This is a genomic window from Peptoniphilus gorbachii, assembly GCF_016908115.1.
In the GTDB taxonomy this organism is placed as follows: Bacteria; Bacillota; Clostridia; order Tissierellales; family Peptoniphilaceae; genus Peptoniphilus_A; species Peptoniphilus_A gorbachii.
The window spans coordinates 234,990-258,435 of sequence record NZ_JAFBDH010000002.1; the positions used below are offsets into that span (position 1 = coordinate 234,990).

A 23,446-nucleotide genomic window follows, 5' to 3' on the forward strand; every position below is an offset into this window, starting at 1 on the left:
TATTAGTCGCGTGGTGGCAATACTGTAGCCACACCGTCTAAAACAATTTCTCCCTTTTGATTTGTACAAGTTGTTTTGAGTTTTAAAATTTTGTCTTTTATTATCTCAATTGCTTCAACTTTAGCTGTTATTGTGTCTCCAAAATAAACAGGTTTAGTAAACTTCATTTCTTGGCCCATATAAATAGTGCCAGGTCCGGGAAGTTTCATGCCAAGAACTGCTGATACAAGACCTGCTGTTAGCATTCCGTGAGCAATTCTCGTTTTAAAATTACCCTTTCCTGCTTCAACTTCGTTAATATGGGCAGGATTTAAGTCGCCAGTGATGCCAGCGTATAGATACACATCTGACTCAGAAATTGTTTTTGAAAACTGTGCAGTATCGCCAATTTTAATTTCTTTAATAGTTTTTCCCATGAGATCTACCTCCTAAAACTTCTAATAAAGTTATACCCATAATTTAGTTTCATAAATTAATATCCTAAAATTAATTCATCTTCTCTAAAATATCAACGATTTTCTTTGCAGCATGACCATCTCCATAGGGGTTAACAGCCTTTGCCATTTCTTCGTATAATTTTTTATCATCTAATAAACTAATTATACTGTCATAGACATCTTGTGATGCTGTACCCACAAGCTTAGCTGTTTTTGCCTCTACACCTTCCATTCTCTCAGTTTCATTTCTAAGAACTAAAACTGGTTTACCAAGAGCTGGAGCCTCTTCTTGCACTCCTCCAGAATCTGTCACAACAAATTTTACTCTTGCCATGAGATTTGAAAAAGGCATATAAGAAAGAGGTTCAATGAGATGAACTCTGTCTAAATCAGAGAAATACTTTTTCGCAGTACTCCTCACAATTGGATTTAAGTGAATTGGAAAGACAATTTCTATATTTTCTCTTTCCAAGACAACTCGCCTTATTGCAGAAAAAATATTTTCCATTGGTTCGCCCCAATTTTCTCTCCTATGTGCAGTAAGTAATACTACATCTTTATTATAATCTAAATTGTTCAAAATTTCATCGTCAAATAAAAAATCTTCTTTAACTGAATACTTCAGTGCATCAATTACAGTGTTTCCGGTGATAAAAATATTTTTATCATCGTAACCTTCCCTCAAGAGATTTTGTCTATTGGACTCTGTTGGTGCAAAATGATAATTGGAAAGCACTCCCGTTAGTTTTCTATTTGCCTCTTCTGGATAAGGTGAATATAAATTTCCTGACCTAAGCCCTGCTTCTACGTGTCCTATTTTTATTTTTTTATAAAAAGCTGCAAGGGCAGCTGCAAATACTGTAGTAGTGTCGCCTTGAACTAATAGGATGTCAGGCTTTAATTCATCTAGGATGTTTTCAAGTCCCAAAAGAGTTTTTGTAGTTACTTCTGTTAAAGTTTGACCTTTCTTAAAAATATTTAAATCATAATCTGGTTTTATATCAAAAATTTCTAACACTTGGTCTAACATTTCTCTGTGTTGACCTGTTACACAAATGTATGACTCGAGATCTTTTCTTTTTTCGATTTCTTTTATAATTGGAGCCATTTTTATGCCTTCAGGTCTAGTACCAAATACAAATAATACCTTCAATCTATTCCTCCTTATTTTTTAACATTCCTGCAGCCACTCCAGTAAATAATATTATTAAAATCACTGCAATTGAAATAATAAGCCCAATGGATGAATGAAACTTTGAAATTACATTTGCAAGTATTCCAAATAATGCAGATATGGAGTACAAAATCACAACAGTTTGTTTTTGATTTAGACCCATATTTAATAATCTGTGGTGAAGGTGTCCCTTGTCAGCTTCTACTATTGATTTCCCAGAAAGTTTTCTTCTTACCATGGCAAAGGCTGTGTCAAATACTGGCACTCCTAAAATTACTACTGGTACGAAAATCATAAGTATTGCTGCTTGTTTTAAAAATCCTGAAATACTTATGTAGGAAAGCATAAATCCAAGATACAAGGCTCCAGTGTCTCCCATAAATATTTTTGCTGGATTAAAGTTAAAGGGCAAGAATCCAAGACAAGCACCTGCTACTAGGGCACAAACTACGCTAACTTCATATCTTCCCATTTGATATGTTATAAAAAACATTGATATTGCACATATCATAGAGACTCCAGAGGCAAGTCCATCAAGACCGTCTATTAAATTTATTGTGTTTGTAATTCCACAAACCCAAAAAATTGTAACTGGTATGGAAAGCATATTTAAAATAAGTAGTGCATCTTCCGAGTCGAAGGGATTTGTGAAAAATTCTATTTTCATGCCACCCATTACAAGAACTATTGCGGCAAGAATTTGAAAGCCAAATTTTAATTTTGGGCTAAGGTCGTATTTGTCATCATAAAGACCTGAAAAGGCAATTATAAGTGAGCTAATAATGGCGAAAACTAGACTTTTATTAGTTTTTAAAAAAACTAGCATCAAAATAGTCACACTTATTACCATTGCAATGCCACCGCCTACAGGGATTGGTTTTTTGTGAACTCTTCTCCCATCCTTGGGCACATCTAAAAATCCCCTATTTTTTGCAATTTTTATTACAAAGGGCATTTGTATAAAGGTCAGAATAAAAGCTGCAAAAAAAGGAACTAAATAATTATACATATTAACCTCTTACTTCGTTCCAAATAATCTGTCTCCTGCATCTCCAAGTCCAGGTACAATATATTTATCTTCGTTTAATTTTTCATCAAGGGCAGCAATATAAATTTCAACATCTGGGTGAGCTTCTTCAACTGCTTTTAAACCTTCTGGTGCTGCTAAAAGATTTATTGATTTAATATTTTTTGCACCATTTCTCTTTAATTCGTCAATGGCTTCTATAAGTGAGCCACCTGTTGCAAGCATTGGATCTACTATAATCATTTGTCTTGATGCAACATCTTTTGGTAATTTTGAATAATAAGTAACTGGCTTTAAAGTTTTTGGATCTCTGTACATTCCTATATGACCAACTCTTGCTGCTGGAATTATTGTAAGAAGACCTTCCACCATGCCAAGTCCTGCTCTTAAAATTGGTACAATTCCAATTTTTTTGCCGGAAATTCTCTTTCCAACAGTCTTTGCAATTGGAGTTTCGATTTCAATATCTTCTGTTTCTAAATCTCTTGTAACTTCATAGCCCATTAGTGTTGAAATTTCATTTACAAGTTGTCTAAATTCCATGGAGCTAGTTTCTTTTTTTCTAAGAATTGTCATCTTATGATCAATTAGTGGATGCTTTATTATTGTGTATCCCATTTTATTCCTCCTCTATTTTGTTTACTCTATTTATGTGTCTTCCACCTTCAAATTTTTCATCTAAAAAGGCGTCTACTATTTCAAGAGCCATGTCATGGCCAATTAGTCTTGCCCCCATAGCAAGGACATTGGCATCATTGTGGCGTCTTGCAAGTCTTGCGGAATAAGGTTCAGAGCAAAGTGCAGCTCTTATTCCCTTTACTTTATTTGCAGAAATTGATATTCCAATTCCAGATCCGCAAATAACTATGCCAAAGTCCATTTTTTTATCTATAACTTCGTGACCAACTGCATGTCCATAATCTGGATAGTCTACACGACCATCATCAAAGGGTCCCATATCTTTAACTTCAATGTTTTTTTCTTCTAAGTATTTTATTATATCTTTTTTTAAATAAAATCCTGCATGGTCAGAGCCAATTGCTATTTTCATTTCTCCTCCTAAATTCTCATGACAACTTTTCCGCTACAAGCTTTAAGAAGTCTATTCATAATGCTTAGACCCATTCCCCTTAGTTCAAAGCCTTCTGCAAAAATAATATCTACATTTTCTTCATCACATCTTCTAAGGGCGTCAAAAAGATTTGTAGCAACTTCTTCCAGATTATCTCTACTTCCAAGGTTTATTAAAAGCTTTATATCTAAATTTTTGTATTCTTCAAAAGTTTCATCAGTTGCAAGGACTGCAATTTTTTTGTCCTTATTTTTCTTGATGTTTTTTTTGATTTCATTTACAACTTTATCTAGTCTTCCACCAAAACAAATTGCCTCTGCTCTTGGAGCATAGTGTCTATACTTTTGCCCTGGTGACTTTGGAATTTCTCCACTTTTTGCATCAATTGTTGCACTGTCAATTCTTATATTTTCATCAATTTCTCTTAAATCTTCTAAGGTAATTTTTCCTGGTCTTAAAATCATTGGTGGATCCACTGTTACATCTAAAACTGTTGACTCAATTCCAACTACAGAATGTCCACCGTCAACAATTATGTCTACCCTGCCATTTAAATCTTCTATTACATGTTCAACTTTAGTTGGAGATGGTCTGCCAGATAAGTTTGCAGATGGAGCTGCCACTGGAAAATCTACTGCTTTTAAAATAGCATGAGCAATTTCATTACTAGGCTCTCTTATAGCAACAGTATCAAGTCCACCAGTAGCTTCATCTGGAATAATTTCAGATCTCTTAAAAATAATTGTAAGAGGCCCTGGCCAAAATTTTTCCATACATTTTTTTGCCACATCAGGAATTTCTGCAACTAAAGCATCAAGCTGAGAATTTTCTGCAATGTGAAGTATTAGTGGATTGTCGCTAGGTCTACCCTTTGCTTCATATATTTTTTTACAAGCTCTCTTGTTTAGTCCATTGCCACCAAGTCCATAAACTGTTTCTGTGGGAAGGACAACAAGGCCACCGCTTTTTAAAGTGTCGCTAATTTTTTTAAGATAAACTTTATCCTTTGCATTTCCTTTAAATTTTATTATATCAGTTTTCAAAAAAACACCTCTATCCTTAACATTATACCAAGAACAGAAGTGTTTTTTAATACTTAATCCTTATTTAATTTATTGTGAGGGATAATTTTTCCACTTTTTATACTTTCTTCGAACTCTTTTCTTATTTTTTCATAAACTTCGTCATTTTTTAAAATTTCTATGCCAACTTCAACTATAGCTGCAATAGTTTTTTTCATTTGATTAAAGGCATAGTCTGTCATTGTTGCATCTCTTAATTCAACTGTGTGCCCACTTACACCTTCATCTGCAATTTTAAAATATCCATGAAGAGTTGGAATTTCGTGAGAAAAATTTCCGGCATCAGTTGATCCCTTATTTAACTCTACATCTTTTATCTCTTCATCAAAATATTTCTCCATTTTTTCTCTTAAAACTTCGTTAAAGTGAAGATTTCTGACGGTGTTGTCATTTCCTTTTTCATATTCAGAAATTTTTACTTGGCAGCCTGTGGCAAGAGCTGCTCCCTTGGCACAATTTTCTAATTTTTCTAAAATTTCTAAGAGATCTTTTTTCTCTGGACTCCTTGCGTAAAATCTTGAATCAGTATAATCAGGAATAATATTTGCAGCCTTGCCACCATCTTTTATTATGCCATGGATTCTAGCTCCATCCTTAGTTTCTTGTCTAAGGGCATTTATGGCAGAAAATAAAACTATTTGTGCATCTAGGGCATTTATTCCCTTTTCAGGTGCATCTGCTGCATGAGAAGTTTTGCCAAAAAATTCAAATCTTCTTGTAGCAAGAGCTAGAGAATTTGGCGTAAGAGAATTATAAGATGCAGGGTGCATTTCAATGGCTACATCAACATCAGCTAATTCATTAGAATTTGCAATTTCAATTTTAGTGCCGCCAACTTCTTCTGCTGCAGTTCCAAAAACAATTACCCTGCCACCAATTTCATCTAGAAACTTTGAAAGGACAATGCCTGCACCAGTTGCTGTTGCTCCTAAAATGTTGTGGCCGCAGCCATGACCAATGCCTGGCAGTGCGTCATATTCTGACAAATAAGAAATAGTCCTTCCCTCTTTTTTTGAATCGTAAACTGCCTTAAAGGATGTAGGACAATCCATATAGGGACATTCTATTTCAAAGCCATGTTTTTTTAAGAGGTCCATATGAGCCTTGGAAGACTTATATTCTTCAAAGCCAAGCTCTGGATTTTCGTATATAAATTTTCTAAGTTCATCAAGTTCGCCAGAAATTTCTTCAACTTTTTTTAATATATCCATAATTCACCTACTCATTTATTCTATAATACTCGTACTTTTTATAATCTTCGTAAGTTTTTTTGACTTCGTCCTTGACATCCTTTCTTGGATAAGTGTTAGTGCCATCGAAAATAAAGTTTCTTGAAATAATTGGAAGTTTTTTTCTAAGTTCTGAATTATATATAAAGAAATTATCCACCTTATTATAATTTAACATATCAAGGACCATTGAAGATAGATAGTTTGCAGAAACTGCATTACCATCCCTAATTTCAACATTTTCTCTATTTAAAAATGCCCTTCCACTTTCATTTGCTACAATTACATATGGCGTTGAGTAAAATTCTATTTCCTTTTCCAAATTGTCGTGAGATAATTTTATGCCAATTTCATCAAAGGCACTAGGTTCATTTCCAAGGCCTGGAAGATGGTCGCCATAAAAGACCATAATTGTCGGCTCATCTATTGACATAATCATGTCGTAAACTTCCCCAAGCATTATGTCTGTGTCCTTTATTCCCAAGAAATAGGATCCAAAATTATTGGCAGCATCTTCTGAAAGTGTGGACCTACACTCATAGGGAAGATTTTTCCCATACTTGTCGTAAAAATATGGTCCATGATTTTGAATGTCTAAGCCATAGGAAAAAATTGGCTCATCGGAATTTTTTACAGCTTCCAAAAATCTATTTCTAAAAATTTCTGAAAATTGTCTTTCAGAAACGTAACCGCCCTTCATTTCAGGATTGTCTATATTTTCTAGGAAGAAATTATCTTGAAAACCAAGTTTTGGATATATGTCTTGTCTTCCATAAAACCAAGCAAAACCTGGGTGAAAGGCCATGGTCTTATAGCCAATTGTGTTAAAAAGTCTAGGTAGAGAAGATACATCTCTTTTAATTGCATTAAAGGCAAAACTTTCATCAGGAGCACAATCAACTGTTAAGGCTCCAGTTAGTACGTCAAATTCTGTATCTCCAGTTCCACCACCAAAAGATGGTGTTACAATTCTTCCCTGCATTACAGAATTTCTCTTTAACTTTTTAAAATTGTGATTTGGATCATTTTCCTTAGAAAAAGAAAATTGTGGGTTTTCTGAAAGATCAGTAAAGGCTTCTCCCATTATCCAAATAATATTTGGTCTAGGATTATATTTTATTACAGATATATCTTCGCCATGGTCAACTCTGTCTCTTTTTTCCATTTCCTTTTCATCATATCCTTCAGGTGGTCTTACAAAGGATTTTTTTAGGTTAAATAAAAAAGTGTAATTAAAACCCTTGGAATTAAAATGGTCTATTAAATTAAATACATTTCCCTCAAGTGGTAGATTGTTATAGACTCTATCTCTTGAGTAGACAAAATTAAATAAAAGACCTGATGATAATACTACAGATAAAATTGCTATTAGCCTGTGACTTAATTTTAATTTTTCACTTTTAAAAAATCTTGAAAGAAAAATTAAAAGTAATAGACTTACTGCAAAAATGATTATAGAAGTAAAATCTGGTCTATAAGAATTTTGTGACATTTTAAATGCCTCAAAGGAAAGAGCAAAGTCTGATACCCTAAGTGGTGCATTTCTATAGACTACCTTAGTCCTATGAACTGTAAATAATATTAAATAAAAAATAGAATTAAATATAAGTGCAAAGTTTCTTCTGCCAAAAATTCCCTGAAATAAAATTCCTGTAAATAATATTGGAATAAAATTTAAAAGTAAGACTAGGGGACTTCTAAGGATTTTTTCCATTAAAGATGCATCACTTGGTGCCAAAAGCAACATGACAAAAGTTAAAATAAGGGCAAATAAAATTTGACTGACAAAATCTATAGAATTAAAGCCTCTGGACTCACTATTATTTTCTTTATTAAACAAAATATCACCTTCTAGTAGACAATTATATAATATTTTGTAAAATTTTGGAAAATTTTTTGTAAAAAGGCTCCAATTTCTTTAATTTTAAGCAAAAATAAAAAGCCCCTATGGACTTTTTATAAATTTTATTTTATTGGCAAAGTATTTATTATTGTCTCAACGGACTTTTTCCACTTTTCTCTTTCTTCTTCATCTAAAACTAATTCAAAATCAGAAAGAATACCATCTCGACCAACAAGAGCTGGATGACCAATATAGCAGCCATCATTTTCTGAATAAGATGAAACAGGTAAAATTGTCTTTGAATCTTGGAAAATTGCTTCAATTACTAGGGCAGTTGAGTTTGCAATGCCATAAGAAGTATAACCCTTAGCCTTTATAGTTTCAAAGGCCCTAATCTTTGTTTCTTCTTCGATTTTTTTGCAAGTTTCCCTGTCTAAAATTTCATAAATTGGCTTTGTTGCAATAGAAACTTGTGACCAAGCGACAAATTGGCTGTTGCCATGTTCTGCAATTACATAGCCGTCAACAGAATTTGGATCAATGTTTAACTTTCTTGCCAGAGAATTTTTCATCCTAGCTGAATCTAAAATTGTTCCCGTTCCAATGACTCTTTCTTTAGGAAGGCCAGTTAGTTTTTGCAAATAATCTGCTATAACATCGCAAGGATTTGTAATACTTACGATTATACCCTTGAAGTTTGACTCTTTAATTTTTTTGCCCCACTCTTCAGCACAAGTTTTTGTGTACTTAAATTCTAACAACCTGTCATTATTTTTTTGCAAGATAGTAATGTCTCCAGGAGCAAAGACAATTATGTCTGATTCATCTAAATTTTCTAAATTTCCTGCAATAATATTTATATGACCACTTCTATTTACAAGACCATCAGATAAGTCGCTTACTTCTGCTTCAGCAAGACCTTCTTTTTTATCAAATAAAAAAAGCGTGTCACAAAGTGATCTTTCAACAATTGTGTGGGCAACAGTTGCGCCAACATTTCCTAAACCTATAATAGATATTTTTCTCATTTTATCCTCCATCTTCTGATACAAATTATAATATCACTTTTTTATAGCTTTATAAATTTTTTATTTTTTTCTAAAAATTATGTAGATTATTTTTTTAAACCACAATAATTTATTTTAAAAAGTAAAAAAGACTGCCTAGGCAGTCTTAGTCTCTTTTCAGAGTGAAGATTGGTATAATTTTATTATTAATCTTAGGAGTTATGGGGTATCCCAAAATCAAATTTGTTAAATGACATTTGTTATCATTAACTGTCTATATTATATGATAGTTTTTTTTATTTGTAAAGACTTTTTGATAAATTTTATCAATTTTATATTACGAGAATTTATTTAAAAAATTCCCCCTATATTTTTTATATTAAAAATTATTTTTTAAGACAAATTTAAAAACATTAATCCTGTGATATAATTAAAGAACCATATAGAGAAGGCGAGAGACAAGCTCATTGACCCTTCAGCAACCTACCAATTGGAAAGGTGCTAATGCTTGTATGATGGATACATATTTGCATCCATCACTGATGGGTGCTTTTTTCTTGTCTAATTTAAGGAGTAAAATATGTTATTTGAAGTTTATTACAAAAATTACGCAAAAAATTGCAGGGGAAAATATTGGGAAGAAGAAAAGTCTCTTCCTTATATAGTCTTAGAAAGAGATGTAAAAAAAAGAAATTCCTTTTATGGATATTTAGCATCAAGGGGTTTTAAATGTGTAAGTTGGAATTATTCCTATCCTGCCATATTAGTAAATCCAAAATTAATGCGTTTTGGAATGATAAATAAGGCTGCAAAATATCCATCAATTGACGAAAAAGACTACACAATTGATGAATTTAAAGAAGAAATTTTATCAAAAATTAATTTTTAAAAAGATTTATAATAAAAATTTGCAAAAAAAATACACCCAAGGAGGTGGGTGCAAGGGGATTTTAGTAATTGTGATTTTAAGGAAAAAATTAGTAAGCTAAAAGGGATTATTTTTAAAACTTCTCACAATTATCTTGAAGATAGTATATAATAAAATTATCACAAAATAAATTAATAATTATTTGTATGATTCACAAAATATTTTTGATTGGAGGCACTATGAATTTCGAAAGTATTTATTATTTTACAGAGCTTGCCAAGACACTTAATATGAATGAAACTGGTGAAAAACTTTATATATCTCAACAAACTTTATCAAATCACATAAAAAGGTTGGAAGACTACTATGGCACAAAATTATTTTTCAGAAAGCCAAAATTAATGCTAACTCCCATTGGAGAAGAATATTTAAAATATGCAGAAAAACTTTTGACAGATGAATCTGACATGATAAATAAAATAAGGGACATGGAAAGTGAAAATAGTGGAAAATTAATTATAGGTGCATCTTCTCCCAGGGCAGATATTTTTATTCCATCAATAATTGAAAAATTTACTGAGGAATTTCCACAAGTTGGACTTGTTCTTTATGAAAAACAATCTCACGACCTAGAAGATATGTGTGCAGAAAATAAGCTTGACATAGCCATTAGTATTGACGAGAATTATAAAAATGAAAATTTAAAATCTCGCCTACTCCTAGAAGAAAAATTATATCTCTGCGTAAGTGACAGACTTTTGGAAAAATATGTAGATGATCTTGAAGCCTTAAAGAAAAAATCCTTTAAAAAAATTGACTTAAAAGATTTTGAAAAAGTCCCCTTCCTACTTTACACACAAGACAATAGAATAAGAAGTCTAATAAATCAAAGTTTTAAAAGTGCAAATGTAAGACCTATTGACTATATCGAGACAGCTTATTCTAGAATTGCCCTTGCCATTTGCAATAAGGCTCTTGCTGCAGTTTTCATTTCCCAAATGAACATAAAAAGATGGAGGCATGAATTTGGCGATGACATAAATATATTTCCTCTCTATTCAAAAGGTAAGCCTGTTAGTCTTGGCATCTACGCCATAAAAAATAAAAATCGTTACATTACAAAATACGCCAAAAGATTTGTAGAGCTTTTGGAAGAATACTTTGACTCCATAAATTCAGAAAAACTGGAAAAAATTGCAAAAAAATAAAGTGGCACCAAGAGGTGTCACTTTTTCAATTTAAAATTAAAATCCATTTTCAAATTCTTGTCTAAATCTGTTAAATAAATCTTCTTGTTCTTCTTGTCTTTTTTGATATTCTTTAGCTCTAGCTTCTTCTTGTTCCTTGATGTCCTTTTGAGCTTCCTTGTCATTTTCTATAGAGTAATTAGAAAACTTAACTTCAGTTTTTGCTTCCTTACCCTTTCTTACATAAGTTACTTCAGCACTGTCTCCTTCTTGATATTTATATAAAATTGATTTAAGGGCATTGTTATCTGTAACTTCGTCCTTTCCAATTTTTGTAATTATATCTCCAGCAAGAAGTCCTGCACCTGCTGCAGGTGAACCTTCATAAACCTTGTAGACAAAAATTCCCTTATCAACATCAGTTTTTCCATTAAAGACTTGGGCAGCAACATTTAAATTCATTGTTAGCATTCCCATAGAAATTTCCTTGTAGCTTCCAGTTTCAATTACTTGTTTTACAATTGGCTTTATAAAATTAATTGGAATTGAAAAGCCAAGTCCCTCTGCTGATTGAACTTTTACAGTGTTAATTCCTATTACTTCTCCTTCTGCATTAAGAAGTGGTCCACCAGAATTTCCGCCATTAATTGATGCATCTGTTTGGATAAGTCCTGTCATATATCCGCCGCCACTTACTGCACCAACATATCTATCTAGTCCAGAAATAATTCCCTGTGTAACAGTTTGTGAAAATTGTAGAGAAATTGGATTACCAATTGCAATTGCAGCATCTCCTATGGAAAGTGCATCAGAATCTCCAAGACTTGCCACATTTAATTTATCCTTAGTGTTAATTTTTACAATTGCAAGATCTACATTTTCATCTGCCCAAATTGTTTTACCTTGTAAGTCCTTTTCATTGTTAAGTCTAACAGTTACATCTTCCACAACTTTATTATTTAACTTTACAACGTGGGCATTTGTTAAAATATATCCTTTTGGGTCTACAATTACACCAGATCCAACACCTTGAACTTCCACTTGACCGAAGAAGGATTGTTGCACTCCCTTAGTTGTAATTCCTACAACAGATGACATTGATTTTTTTGCAACAGCTGAAGCTACAGTCATATTGTCTTTAGCAGAAATAGTTATGTTTGAATCACTATTTGATGTTTTTGTTTCTCCCATGGGAAGTAATTTATAAGTTGTTATAGCCGAGCCAATTATTCCTCCAATTAGCGAGAATACAAGGGCTATTATTATAATAATTTTTCCCATACCAGAATTTTTATTTCCATATTTATTATTTTTATCCATAATCTTCCTCCTATCTTTTTTATATATTTATGATAATGTGATTTTGTGAAAAATTGATGATTTTATTATCAAAAATTTTTGAAATAGAGGTAAATAATTTTTGACAAAAAATTTTTCTAATGAAATATTTGGCATGAGTTTTTTTAACATAAAAAAAGAAGCTCAAAAGAGCCTCTTAATATTATTCTCCAAAGGCAGGTATTACTGCACCCTTGAATTTTTCTTCTATTAATTTTTTAGCTGCATCAGAATTTAAAACTTCAATGAATTTTTTGAATTTTTCTTTTCCAGCATCTTCTTTTCTAATTGCAATTAAGTTTGCATAAGGTGAATCCTTTGATTCTAAGAAAATTGAATCCTTAGTTGGGTCAAGACCTTGTCCAATGGCAAAGTTTGAATTAATAACAGCAGCACCAGAATCTTTATAAACTTGTGCAACTGAAGGTGCATCCATTGCTGTGAATTTTAAATTTTTTGGATTTTCTGCAATATCTTTTTCTGTTGAGTTAAGATTTGTCTTGTCCTTTAATTTAATAAGACCAGCATCTTCAAGAAGTATTAAGGCTCTTGCTCCATTACTTGGGTCATTAGGAATAATAATTTCTGCTCCATCTTCAATTTCATCAACTGATTTGTATTTTTCAGAATATAAAGCCATTGGTTCAATGTGAACATATCCTAGTACATCAAGATCTTTAATTCCTCTTTCTTCTACAAAGCTGTCAAGATATGGTTTGTGTTGGAAATAATTTGCATCAAGATCTTTTGCTTCTAATTGTAGGTTTGGTTGAATATAATCGTCAAAATTTACAACTTCAACATCAAGTCCTGCCTTGTCAAATTCATCTTTAAGACCTTCTATTATTTCTCCATGAGGTGTAGGTGATACACCAATTACAATTTTGTTGTCTGCGTCCTTTGCTTCTGCTGTCTTATCTCCAGCATTTGCCTTTTCATTCTTTGCTCCACCACAAGCTGTAAGTGTTAGAGCTAGCACTAATGAAAGTGCTAAAATAATTTTCTTCTTCATAACTATTTTTCCTCCTAAATTTTTTTATTTATATTAATTCTAATAAACTTAGAAAAAACATCTACCTTCTATTATCTTCTATCAATTTTATCTGCGATTTTATTTCCAATTAATTGTACTATTTGTACAAGAATTATAATTACTATAACTGCTGACCAAAGTATAAGTGGTTCATTTCTTTGGTAGCCGTATCTGTTGGCGACATCTCCTAGTCCGCCACCACCCATGACACCAGCCATGGCAGAATAACCAATTACATTAATAATTGTCATAGTTATTCCAGTAACAACCATTGGCATTGCCTCCGGTATTAAAACTTTAAAAATAATTTCTTTATTAGTTGAGCCCATTGATTTTGCAGCTTCAATTATTCCTTGATCTACTTGAATAAAATATCCTTCCATTAGTCTTGCAACAAAGGGTGCAGCTGATAGGGAAAGTGGAATTATCATTGCCGCAGTTCCGTAAGATTTTCCAACTATTAATCTTGAAAGTGGAAAAACAACTATCATTAGGATTACAAAGGGAAAGGATCTCAAAACATTTATAATTCCATCTAAAATTGAATAAAGTTTTGTTGATTCTGTAAGACCACCAGGCCTAGTTGTTGTTAAAATTATTCCCAAGGGAATTCCAATTAAAAGTGCAATAATTGTCGATGCAAGAACCATTACAAGAGTTTGTGGAATTGCCGGCAAAACTATATCTATTATTCTATCCATTTTTAAAGCACCTCCACATTAACATTATTATCTTTTAAAAATTCTATTGCCTTAGCTCTCTCTTCTTCTTTTCCAAGAATTTGAACTGTAAGATATCCAACACTTGAAATATTTAATTTATTAATATTTCCTGACAAAATAGAAAAATCTATATCAAATTTCTTTACACATTGTGAAAGAATCGGTTTGTCATAATTTTCATCTGCATAAGATAATCTAAGGACATCACCCTTGTAGTCATTTCCATTTACATATCCGTCTTCCACTTCATCTTCCAAATTTTTAATAAAAGATCTTGTAACAGAAGTTTTTGGATTTGTAAAAAGTTCCTTAGTATTATTTTCTTCTATAATCTTTCCAGCTTGCATTACAGCAATTCTGTCGCAAATTTCCTTTGCAACTTCCATTTGGTGAGTGATCATTATTATTGTCATGTTAAATTCTTTAACAATTTTCTTTAAAAGATTTAAAACAGATTCTGTATTTGCCGGATCAAGTGCTGATGTACCTTCATCAGAAAGTAAAACTGAAGGATTTGTCGCAATTGCTCTTGCAATTGCCACCCTTTGTTTTTGACCACCAGATAACTCTGATGGGTATGAATTTTTCTTGTCCTTTAAGTCTATAAAATTTAAAAGTTCATCAACTCTCTTATCAATATCAGCCTTACTTACTCCAGAAATAAGAAGAGGGTAGGCAATATTTTCTGCCACAGTCTTTTGCATAAAGAGATTAAAATATTGAAAGATCATTCCAATATCCTTTCTCGCTGCTCTTAATTCTTTTTCATTTAAATTTATAATGGATTTTCCATCAACTATAATTTCTCCACTTGTTGGTTCTTCTAGTCTATTGATGCATCTTACAAGAGTGGACTTACCTGCACCAGATAAACCGATTACTCCGTAAATCTCTCCCCTATTTACTTTGAAAGAAAGGTCATCTATAGCCCTAAAAGTTCCATTCTCAGTTTCATATTCTTTAACTAAGTTTTTTACTTCAATCATTTTTCCTCCACAAAAATATAAAAAAAGAGCTTCCATCCATAAGGACGAAAGCTCGTGTTACCACCTTAATTTATCACTTTCTCACGAAAGCAACCTCTTCAAGTACAATCATACTCTACTTCTATAACGGGAAGACCCGTAAATACCTAATATCGATATTTCCTAGAGAAGGCCATGTTCACATAAAACTCATCCACTTCTTTCACCACAACGAAGCTCTCTTTGCTCAGAATTTTAAGCTACTCTTCTTCTCAAAAAGTTTATTTATGAATTGTTTTTTATTATAAGGTTAAGAAAAATAAAAGTCAAGACTTTTTATTAAATTATTAAATTTTTTATATCATCTTCAACATTTGTAATACCAGCAATATTAAATTTCTCCACTAAAACATCTGTAACATTAGGAGATAAGAAGGCTGGAAGACTTGGACCAAGGTGAATATTTTTTACACCAAGTGAAAGTAATGCAAGTAAAACTATAACAGCTTTTTGTTCATACCATGCAATATTGTACACAATCGGAAGATTATTTACAGATTCCACTCCAAAAGCATCAACTAGGGCAAGGGCAATTTGAATTAGTGAATAAGAATCATTACATTGACCTGCATCTAAAACTCTTGGGATTCCATTGATGTCCCCTAAATTTAATTTGTTATACCTATATTTTGCACAACCTGCAGTTAAAATCACTGTAGACTCTGGAAGCTTCTTAGCAAATTCTGTGTAATACTCTCTATCAGCCATTCTTCCATCGCAGCCAGCCATGACAATAAATTTTGTGATGTCGCCATTTTTTACAGCTTCAATAACCTTGTCGGCAAGTTCCATGACTTGACTGTGAGCAAAACCGCCAAGAATACTTCCCTTTTCAATTTCTTCTGGAGCCTTGCAAGTCTTTGCAAGTTCAATTATTTCTGAAAAATCCTTGTGTCCCTTTTCGTCAGCTTCAATGTATTTACAGCCAGGATATCCTGCAGCTCCTGTTGTAAATAATTTATCCTTATAAGAATCCTTTGGAGGCACGATGCAATTTGTCGTCATTAAAATTGGACCATTAAAGGCTTCAAACTCATCTCTTTGTTTCCACCAGGCGTTGCCATAATTTCCAACAAAGTTCTCATACTTTTTAAATTTAGGATAATAATTTGCAGGTAACATTTCAGAATGTGTGTAAATATCAACACCAGAATCTTTAGCTTGATCAAGTAGCATTTCAAAATCCTTTAAGTCGTGACCAGAAACTAAAATGCCAGGATTTTTTCTTACTCCAATATTTACCTTTGAAATTTCTGGATTGCCATAAGTTTTTGTGTTGGCAGAATCAAGGGTTTCCATAGCAAGATAACCCATGGATCCAGTTTCAAGAGTAAGAGAGACTAATTCATCTATGCTCTTTTCTCTTAAAAGTTCAGCCATTGTAGTTAATATAAAATTATTTACTTTTTCACTTTCATAGCCCAAAACCTTAGCGTGTCTTGCATAAGCAGCCATTCCCTTTAGTCCATAAGTTATAAGTTCCTTTAAGCTTCTTATATCTTCATTTTCTTCAGATAAAATAGAAACTTCTCCTGAATTTATTTTTTTCTCTATTTCAGAAAAATTCTTTGATGACCAATTTGCAGCTTCGCTATAATTTTTATTTTCTCTTAACGAATTCATCATATCAATTGTTTCAAAAATTCTATCCTTAATTTGAGAAAAATCAAAATTAGCATTCGTAATAGTCGTAAATAAATTTAAAATAATTCTGTCTACAACTTCTTTATTATTTCTTTCACTTTTAACTTCAATTTCAGCAAGTCCCTTAGAAATCCAAATCAAAAAATCTTGCAAATTTGCAACATCACTCGTCTTTCCACAGACACCTCTATTTACACATCCAGAATTTTTAAATGTTTCTTGACATTGGAAACAAAACATACCCATAATTATCCCCCTTTTAAATTTGTAAGTTCTAACTTCTAAAATAATTATATCAAAAAAAATTAATAAGTTTCCGTTGCATATGCAACATTTAAAAATTTTATCTACAAATTTTTAAAAAAAAGACCCATGCAAGCATGAGTCAAAATAGGTGTATCAATGAGGATTTATTATCTTAAGCTAGTGAATTTATTTTCCTTCCTTAGCAATTATTTCGTCAATTTTTTTGTATAGTTCATCAATTTTATCTTGTGAACCTAGGCTTATATTGTCAATAACTTTTCCATCTCTTCCAATTAAAAGAGTTGTAGGAAAAGCTGTCAAATTTTTAAGATAGGCATCTATTTCTTCAGAAGGTTTTACAGCAAGATTTGGATATTTAACTCCCTTTGCATCAATAATTTTTTGAGCCTCATCTTTTATTTTTTTATTTTCATAAGTGTCTAGGCAAATTGACATAACCTTTACATTTTTATCTTTTAAGTCTTCTGAAATTTTTTGTAATGTTGGCATTTCATTAATGCAGCCCTTACAACCTGTAAACCAAATGCTCATTATTGTAACTGGGCTATCCTTAAATACCTCGTTATTTACTTCTTTTCCCTTAAAATCAACTGCGTCAAATTTTGGGAAGGGATCTCCACTTGATAAAGTTGCTCCTTCTGGTGCCTTGCTAGTACAAGCTGTAAAGCTCAAGGCTAAAAATAAAATGGCAAAAATTTTTACAATATTCTTAAAAGTTTTATTCATATCTTGCTCCTTCTTCTAAATTATTAATTTCATTATTTTTAAATGAGGTGGAAATAGCAGATTTTGGGCATGCCTTTATGCAATCTCCGCATCTAATGCATTCTAGTGCTTTTTGATTTTTTGACATATCTACATCCATTTTGCAAATTCTTTTACATTTTCCGCAAGAAATGCAAGAATCATTCACATGATATTGATAAAAAGAAAATTTATTAGTTAATGCGTAAAATGCGCCCAGTGGGCATAAATATTTGCAAAAAGGTCTGTAAAAAAATATTGAAAGTAAAATTATAAGTGTGAGAATTCCTGATTTTAGCAAAAATAAATTGCCAAGTGCAGCTCTTATACTTTTACTTGCCAGTGAAAGAGGTATTCCTCCTTCAAGTATTCCCTGTGGGCACAGGTACTGACAAAAATATGGAGATGCAAAACCAAGTTCATCTGTTAAAAATACACCAAATAACCAAACAACAAAGATCAAAATAAAATACTTAATGTACTTTAAAAAACTAAATCTTCTAGTGCTGAATTTTTTCGATGGAATTTTATGAATTAAATCCTGAAAAAATCCAAAGGGACATAAAAATCCACAAATTAATCTTCCAAAAACAGTTCCAAATAGTAGCATGAGACCCGTCACATAGTAGGCAAAATTAAATTTTGACGATCCCACAACAGCTTGAAAGGACCCTATTGGACAAGATAGAGCTGCACCTGGACAGGAATAACAATTTAGTCCTGGCACGCATGCTGCTTTCATCTTTCCTGTATAAATAGTTCCCTTAAAAAAATTTGGAATATGTATATTTGTAAGAATTGCGAAAGATCCCTGCACGAGATTTCTTTTTTCTCTAAATTTTTTAAAAATGTTTTTTAATTTATCCAATCCCTACGCACTCCAAACATATTCTTATAGCTTTTGAAAGCACAGTATCTACTTCTGACCTATAAGCTCCCCAAAAAATAAATGCAATGGATAAAGCCAACATCGCATACGAAACTTTTCTGTTCACAAAATCTTTCATATTTTCACCTCACATGTAGTATAGCATTTATGATGTAAAGAAGATGTTAAGAAAAACTATTTTTTTTAATTTTTCATTATAAATTTTAATGATTTTTATATAATTTTAAAAGCTTTGATTCTGACTAAATTTTATAGATTATATTAAATATAGGCTAGCTTTTAATTATGAAATCGTTCTTTTATATTTAATTTTTTTCAATATTTTATTATTTCTTTAATATAAAAAAACTTCACAAATTTTATTTAAAAAAGTATAATAAAGCTAGAGAGAAATTAAAATTCTTTCTTACATATTTTTAATTAATTTTTGAAAACGATACTATCTTTATTCTTGATTCGTTTTTAAATTTTAAAAGGAGGATGATAAAATAAGATAAATTTTAATTATAGTTCTATTGAAATGCCTTTGTTTTATTTTTGTTTAATTTTAGGAGGTATTTATGGAAAACAAAAATTTAAAAGCTAAAGCAAATGGTGCAGCACTTCTTCCTTTTATAGTTTTCGTGCTTGTGTATCTTGCTACTGGAATAATTTTAAATGCTATGGGCGTTGAAATGGCATTCTACCAAGTAGCAGCGCCAGTATGTATTTTGCCAGCTATTATTTTGGCATTTATTATGTTTGAAGGTTCCATTGATGAAAAGTTTAATGACTTTGTTCGTGGTTGCGGAGACGAAAATATAATTATAATGTGTTTGATTTACATATTAGCTGGAGCTTTTGCAACAGTTTCTAAGGCTTCAGGTGGAGTTGATTCTGTTGTAAACTTTGCACTTTCACTTATTCCTGTACAATATATTACAGCTGGAATTTTCTTAATCAGCTGTTTTATATCAATTTCTACAGGAACTTCAGTAGGAACAATTTCAGCAGTTGGTCCTATTGCAGTTGGCGTTGCTACAAAGGGTAACCTATCACTTCCCCTTGTTCTTGGAGCACTTGTTGGTGGAGCAATGTTTGGCGATAACTTATCTGTTATTTCAGATACAACAATTGCTGCAACAAGAACTCAAAATGTAGGCATGAAGGACAAATTTAGAGCAAATATTAAAATTGCAATACCTGCAGCTGTAATTACTTTTATAGTTTTATTAATTGTGGGAAAACCAGAAGGAAAAGTTGTACTTGATGATTTGAATTATAAATTAATACTTATAATCCCTTATCTTTTCGTACTAATTTCTGCTCTTGCTGGAATGAATGTATTTTTAGTTTTAACTAGTGGAATTATCCTATCAGGTATAATTGGAATATTCACTGGTGGACTTACTATGATGACTTTTGCCCAAAAAATTTTTGACGGCTTCAGTGGAATGTTTGAAATTTTCTTGCTATCACTATTAACTGGTGGTCTTTCTTATATGGTATCTAGTAATGGTGGCATTGAATGGTTAGTTCAAAAAATTAGATCTTTTGCAAAAGATGTTAAATCTGCAGAAATTTCAATTGCTCTTTTAACTCTTGTAACAGATGCTGCAACTGCAAATAACACTGTTGCAATAATTATTGATGGACCTGTAGCAAAAGAAATTTCAAAGGACTTCAAAGTTGATCCAAGAAGATCTGCTTCCTTCCTTGACACCTTCTCTTGCGTAATGCAAGGAATAATTCCCTATGGTGCACAAATTTTAATTGCAGCTGGACTTACTAAAGAACTTGGAGCGCTAGCTGTTTCTCCAGTTCAAATTATTCCATTTTTATGGTATCAAGCCCTACTTGCTGTCTTTGCAATTCTTTCAATCTTTATGAGATTTGCTGATTCTAAAGATAAATGGGATTTTGAAAATGATGTGCCACTAGTAGATTCTAAGACAAGCAAAAAATAATTTAATTAAAAAATTTTAAATTGTTTAACTAATAAGAAGTTTAATATTAATTTTATTTAGAAAAGGAGAAATTTATGAATAGTAAAGATGAACTTAAAAAAATGCATTTTGAAACAAAAGCAATTCATGGTGGCTATGAAAAAAATAAATTTGGTGCCTTAGCAACTCCTATTTATCAAACATCTACCTTTATCTTTGATAGTGCTGAACAAGGTGGTCGTAGATTTGCCCTAGAAGAAGATGGCTACATTTATTCAAGACTTGGAAATCCAACAAATGAACAAGTTGAAGAAAAAGTAGCCCTCCTAGAAGAAGGAGAAGCTTGTGTATCTGCAGCATCTGGAATGGGAGCAATCACTTCATCAATTTGGCCTTTTATAAAATGTGGCGACCACATGATAGCTGCAAAAACTCTTTATGGTTGTACTTTTGCCTTCCTAGAACACTCAGTATCAAGAATGGGTGTTGATATAGATTTTGTTGACATAACAAATGTCGACAACATCATGAAGGTCATGAAAGAAAACACAAAAATTGTTTACTTAGAAACACCAGCAAATCCAAATATGGATATTTGCGACATAGAAGAAGTAGCAAAGAGAGTTCACGAAAAAAATAAAGACACTTTAGTAATAGTAGATAACACATATTGCACACCTTATATACAAAAACCATTGACACTTGGAGCAGACATAGTTGTTCACTCTGCAACAAAATATTTAAATGGTCATGGCGATGTAATAGCTGGATTTGCTATTGGAAGAAAAGAATTAATCGACCAAGTAAGACTTGTAGGAATAAAAGACTGTACGGGAGCAGTTCTTGCACCTTTTAATGCCTATTTAATTTTAAGAGGAATGAAAACTCTTCAAGTTAGAATGGATAAACACTGTGCCAATGCAATGAAAGTTGCAGAATTTTTGGAAAAACATCCAAAAGTTAAGAGCATCCAATACCCAGGACTTAAATCCTTTAAATATTACGAAGTAGCTAAAAAACAAATGGCACTACCTGGTGCAATGATTGCCTTTGAAATTGAAGGTGGAAAAGAAGCGGGCGCTAAACTTATGAATAGCGTTAAACTCTCAACACTTGCAGTATCACTTGGCGATGCAGAAACACTTATCCAACACCCTGCATCAATGACTCACTCACCTTACACAGCTGAAGAAAGAGCAGCAGCAGGTATATCAGAAGGCTTAATAAGACTTTCTGTAGGACTTGAAAATGCAGAAGACATAATAGAAGATTTAAAACAAGCCTTAGATCAAATCTAAGAAAATAATAAAAATAATATATATTTAAAAATAAAAAATATAAAACCCTAAAGTTTATATCACTAAACCTTAGGGTTTCTTTTATTAAAAAATAAAATTTAATTTATAAGTTAGTGCTTAAATTTTTTCTCTTGTCTTTTCTATATCCAAGATAAAAAATTAAAATAAAAATCACAAAAAATTTAATAAAGGTATTTCTAATTTCATAATTTTTATTAGACTTAATATCAACTTTTACAGGTTCTTTATCTAAATCAATCTTAATATTATTTTTATATTTAAAATTTTTAGCTACAGTATTAAGAGAATTTTCTCTAGTAGAAAATTTATCATCAAGATTATAGCTATCAAAAATAAAAGATTTAGAATAAATAAATACATAAAATTCATCATTTTTTACTTTATATACATATAACTTATTGTAATTAATATCTTTACTTAACTTTAAAGAATAATCATTAAAATTCTCTTCTTCTAAAATAACTTTATTATTATTTTCTATATCCCTTTCTTTTATAGAATACAATTTAAAACCATTAAGAGTAAAAAATAAAATAAATACAATTGCAACTATATAAATTAATAGATTAAACTTTTTCTTTAACATAATTTCCCCCAATAATTTTTAATTATATCATAATTATTTAATAAATAATAAATTCCAAATAAAACTCTATAAAAAAAATCTGTAGAAAAAACTACAGATAAAAAAATGGTGACCCATGCGCGATTCGAACGCGCGACACCTTGATTAAAAGTCAAGTGCTCTACCGACTGAGCTAATGGGTCATAAAAATATTTAACTTTCAATAAAAAATCTGTGATAATCACAGATTAAAAATGGCGGAGAGGAAGGGATTCGAACCCTTGTGGGCTTGCACCCTAACGGTTTTCAAGACCGCCCCGTTATGACCACTTCGGTACCTCTCCACAAATATAAAATTTAAAAATGGTGACCCATGCGCGATTCGAACGCGCGACACCTTGATTAAAAGTCAAGTGCTCTACCGACTGAGCTAATGGGTCATAAAAATATTTAACTTTCAATAAAAAATCTGTGATAATCACAGATTAAAAATGGCGGAGAGGAAGGGATTCGAACCCTTGTGGGCTTGCACCCTAACGGTTTTCAAGACCGCCCCGTTATGACCACTTCGGTACCTCTCCACAAATATAAAATTTAAAAATGGTGACCCATGCGCGATTCGAACGCGCGACACCTTGATTAAAAGTCAAGTGCTCTACCGACTGAGCTAATGGGTCAAATATTATTGGCTGGGGTGGCAGGACTCGAACCTACGCATGCCAGAGTCAAAGTCTGGTGCCTTACCGACTTGGCTACACCCCAATGCTTTTTTAGGTTTGGCGCACCTAGGAGGATTCGAACCCCCGGCACACGGATTAGAAGTCCGTTGCTCTATCCTACTGAGCTATAGGTGCTTATTGGAGCGGGTGAAGGGAATCGAACCCTCGCAACCAGCTTGGAAGGCTGGGGCTCTACCACTGAGCTACACCCGCATAAATAATTTTTATTAAATTTAAATGGTGGAGGAGAGTGGATTTGAACCACTGAAAGCTAAGCTAACGGATTTACAGTCCGTCCCCTTTGGCCAACTCGGGAACTCCTCCATATAA

The 23,446-nt window shown here is 32.1% G+C and carries 22 protein-coding genes, 9 tRNA genes and 1 riboswitch; of the genes, 4 read left to right on the forward strand and 27 right to left on the reverse strand.

Going from position 1 to position 23,446, the window contains the following annotated elements; translation table 11 throughout:
* Positions 1–2: 2 nt before the first annotated feature.
* From JOD41_RS03260 to JOD41_RS03300, 9 genes are all read right to left on the reverse strand, one after another.
* Positions 3–416 (reverse strand): MaoC family dehydratase, encoded by a 414-nt coding sequence (locus JOD41_RS03260; protein WP_205051553.1) that lies wholly within the window; start codon positions 414–416, stop codon positions 3–5.
* A 70-nt stretch (positions 417–486) separates the two neighbouring features.
* Complete coding sequence (gene wecB / locus JOD41_RS03265) at positions 487–1,590, reverse strand: non-hydrolyzing UDP-N-acetylglucosamine 2-epimerase (protein ID WP_205051554.1); 1,104 nt, start codon at positions 1,588–1,590, stop codon at positions 487–489.
* A 1-nt stretch (position 1,591) separates the two neighbouring features.
* A complete protein-coding gene (locus JOD41_RS03270; RefSeq protein ID WP_205051555.1) occupies positions 1,592–2,620 on the reverse strand; it encodes a glycosyltransferase family 4 protein in 1,029 nt (342 codons plus the stop codon).
* A 9-nt stretch (positions 2,621–2,629) separates the two neighbouring features.
* Positions 2,630–3,256 (reverse strand): uracil phosphoribosyltransferase, encoded by a 627-nt coding sequence (gene upp / locus JOD41_RS03275; RefSeq protein ID WP_205051556.1) that lies wholly within the window; start codon positions 3,254–3,256, stop codon positions 2,630–2,632.
* 1 nt (position 3,257) lies between these two features.
* A complete protein-coding gene (gene rpiB / locus JOD41_RS03280) occupies positions 3,258–3,689 on the reverse strand; it encodes a ribose 5-phosphate isomerase B (RefSeq protein ID WP_205051557.1) in 432 nt (143 codons plus the stop codon).
* Positions 3,690–3,697: 8 nt separating this feature from the next.
* A complete protein-coding gene (locus JOD41_RS03285) occupies positions 3,698–4,753 on the reverse strand; it encodes an L-threonylcarbamoyladenylate synthase (protein WP_205051558.1) in 1,056 nt (351 codons plus the stop codon).
* 53 nt (positions 4,754–4,806) lie between these two features.
* Positions 4,807–6,003: a M20 family metallopeptidase gene (locus JOD41_RS03290; protein WP_205051559.1), complete on the reverse strand. Its 1,197-nt coding sequence runs from the start codon at positions 6,001–6,003 to the stop codon at positions 4,807–4,809.
* Positions 6,004–6,010: 7 nt separating this feature from the next.
* The gene (locus JOD41_RS03295) at positions 6,011–7,861 is read right to left on the reverse strand and encodes an LTA synthase family protein (protein ID WP_205051560.1); all 1,851 of its coding nucleotides are present in this window, start codon (positions 7,859–7,861) and stop codon (positions 6,011–6,013) included.
* A gap of 125 nt (positions 7,862–7,986) precedes the next feature.
* Positions 7,987–8,892, reverse strand: coding sequence for an L-lactate dehydrogenase (locus JOD41_RS03300; protein WP_205051561.1), 906 nt, complete (start codon positions 8,890–8,892; stop codon positions 7,987–7,989).
* Positions 8,893–9,306: 414 nt separating this feature from the next.
* Positions 9,307–9,393, forward strand: a riboswitch (SAM riboswitch).
* 58 nt (positions 9,394–9,451) lie between these two features.
* Here JOD41_RS03300 and JOD41_RS03305 point away from each other — a divergent pair.
* Positions 9,452–9,760: a hypothetical protein gene (locus JOD41_RS03305; RefSeq protein WP_205051562.1), complete on the forward strand. Its 309-nt coding sequence runs from the start codon at positions 9,452–9,454 to the stop codon at positions 9,758–9,760.
* A 218-nt stretch (positions 9,761–9,978) separates the two neighbouring features.
* On the forward strand, positions 9,979–10,947 hold the full coding sequence (locus tag JOD41_RS03310; RefSeq protein ID WP_205051563.1) for a LysR family transcriptional regulator: 969 nt from the start codon (positions 9,979–9,981) through the stop codon (positions 10,945–10,947).
* Positions 10,948–10,983: 36 nt separating this feature from the next.
* Here JOD41_RS03310 and JOD41_RS03315 read toward each other — a convergent pair whose 3' ends face one another.
* The 8 genes from JOD41_RS03315 to JOD41_RS03350 form a co-directional block, all read right to left on the reverse strand.
* On the reverse strand, positions 10,984–12,246 hold the full coding sequence (locus JOD41_RS03315) for a trypsin-like peptidase domain-containing protein (protein WP_205051564.1): 1,263 nt from the start codon (positions 12,244–12,246) through the stop codon (positions 10,984–10,986).
* A 181-nt stretch (positions 12,247–12,427) separates the two neighbouring features.
* A complete protein-coding gene (locus JOD41_RS03320; RefSeq protein WP_205051565.1) occupies positions 12,428–13,276 on the reverse strand; it encodes a MetQ/NlpA family ABC transporter substrate-binding protein in 849 nt (282 codons plus the stop codon).
* A 71-nt stretch (positions 13,277–13,347) separates the two neighbouring features.
* Positions 13,348–13,998, reverse strand: a complete 651-nt coding sequence (locus tag JOD41_RS03325) for a methionine ABC transporter permease (RefSeq protein ID WP_205051566.1) — start codon at positions 13,996–13,998, stop codon at positions 13,348–13,350.
* A 2-nt stretch (positions 13,999–14,000) separates the two neighbouring features.
* Positions 14,001–15,005, reverse strand: a complete 1,005-nt coding sequence (locus JOD41_RS03330) for a methionine ABC transporter ATP-binding protein (RefSeq protein ID WP_205051567.1) — start codon at positions 15,003–15,005, stop codon at positions 14,001–14,003.
* 318 nt (positions 15,006–15,323) lie between these two features.
* Entirely contained in the window at positions 15,324–16,928 is a 1,605-nt protein-coding gene (gene hcp, locus JOD41_RS03335) for a hydroxylamine reductase (protein WP_205051583.1), read from the reverse strand.
* Positions 16,929–17,120: 192 nt separating this feature from the next.
* Entirely contained in the window at positions 17,121–17,681 is a 561-nt protein-coding gene (locus JOD41_RS03340) for a TlpA family protein disulfide reductase (RefSeq protein ID WP_205051568.1), read from the reverse strand.
* Positions 17,674–18,567, reverse strand: coding sequence for a 4Fe-4S binding protein (locus JOD41_RS03345; RefSeq protein ID WP_205051569.1), 894 nt, complete (start codon positions 18,565–18,567; stop codon positions 17,674–17,676). The genes JOD41_RS03340 and JOD41_RS03345 overlap by 8 nt, the downstream gene beginning before the upstream one ends.
* Positions 18,560–18,706, reverse strand: coding sequence for a CD1871A family CXXC motif-containing protein (locus tag JOD41_RS03350; RefSeq protein ID WP_205051570.1), 147 nt, complete (start codon positions 18,704–18,706; stop codon positions 18,560–18,562). The genes JOD41_RS03345 and JOD41_RS03350 overlap by 8 nt, the downstream gene beginning before the upstream one ends.
* Before the next feature lie 442 nt (positions 18,707–19,148).
* Between JOD41_RS03350 and JOD41_RS03355 the strand changes: the two genes are divergently transcribed.
* On the forward strand, positions 19,149–20,534 hold the full coding sequence (locus JOD41_RS03355; protein WP_205051571.1) for a Na+/H+ antiporter NhaC family protein: 1,386 nt from the start codon (positions 19,149–19,151) through the stop codon (positions 20,532–20,534).
* 74 nt (positions 20,535–20,608) lie between these two features.
* Entirely contained in the window at positions 20,609–21,811 is a 1,203-nt protein-coding gene (gene megL, locus JOD41_RS03360) for a methionine gamma-lyase (RefSeq protein WP_205051572.1), read from the forward strand.
* A gap of 103 nt (positions 21,812–21,914) precedes the next feature.
* Here megL and JOD41_RS03365 read toward each other — a convergent pair whose 3' ends face one another.
* The 10 genes from JOD41_RS03365 to JOD41_RS03410 form a co-directional block, all read right to left on the reverse strand.
* The gene (locus JOD41_RS03365; RefSeq protein ID WP_205051573.1) at positions 21,915–22,418 is read right to left on the reverse strand and encodes a hypothetical protein; all 504 of its coding nucleotides are present in this window, start codon (positions 22,416–22,418) and stop codon (positions 21,915–21,917) included.
* A 106-nt stretch (positions 22,419–22,524) separates the two neighbouring features.
* A tRNA-Lys gene (locus tag JOD41_RS03370) sits at positions 22,525–22,600 on the reverse strand.
* Positions 22,601–22,652: 52 nt separating this feature from the next.
* Positions 22,653–22,741: transfer RNA gene (locus tag JOD41_RS03375), tRNA-Ser, on the reverse strand.
* A 20-nt stretch (positions 22,742–22,761) separates the two neighbouring features.
* A tRNA-Lys gene (locus JOD41_RS03380) sits at positions 22,762–22,837 on the reverse strand.
* Positions 22,838–22,889: 52 nt separating this feature from the next.
* Positions 22,890–22,978 (reverse strand) — tRNA-Ser (locus JOD41_RS03385).
* 20 nt (positions 22,979–22,998) lie between these two features.
* A tRNA-Lys gene (locus tag JOD41_RS03390) sits at positions 22,999–23,074 on the reverse strand.
* 9 nt (positions 23,075–23,083) lie between these two features.
* Positions 23,084–23,159: transfer RNA gene (locus JOD41_RS03395), tRNA-Gln, on the reverse strand.
* Between the two features lie 15 nt (positions 23,160–23,174).
* Positions 23,175–23,251: transfer RNA gene (locus JOD41_RS03400), tRNA-Arg, on the reverse strand.
* A 4-nt stretch (positions 23,252–23,255) separates the two neighbouring features.
* Positions 23,256–23,329: transfer RNA gene (locus JOD41_RS03405), tRNA-Gly, on the reverse strand.
* 25 nt (positions 23,330–23,354) lie between these two features.
* Positions 23,355–23,440, reverse strand: a tRNA-Tyr gene (locus tag JOD41_RS03410).
* Between the last annotated feature and the right edge of the window lie 6 nt (positions 23,441–23,446).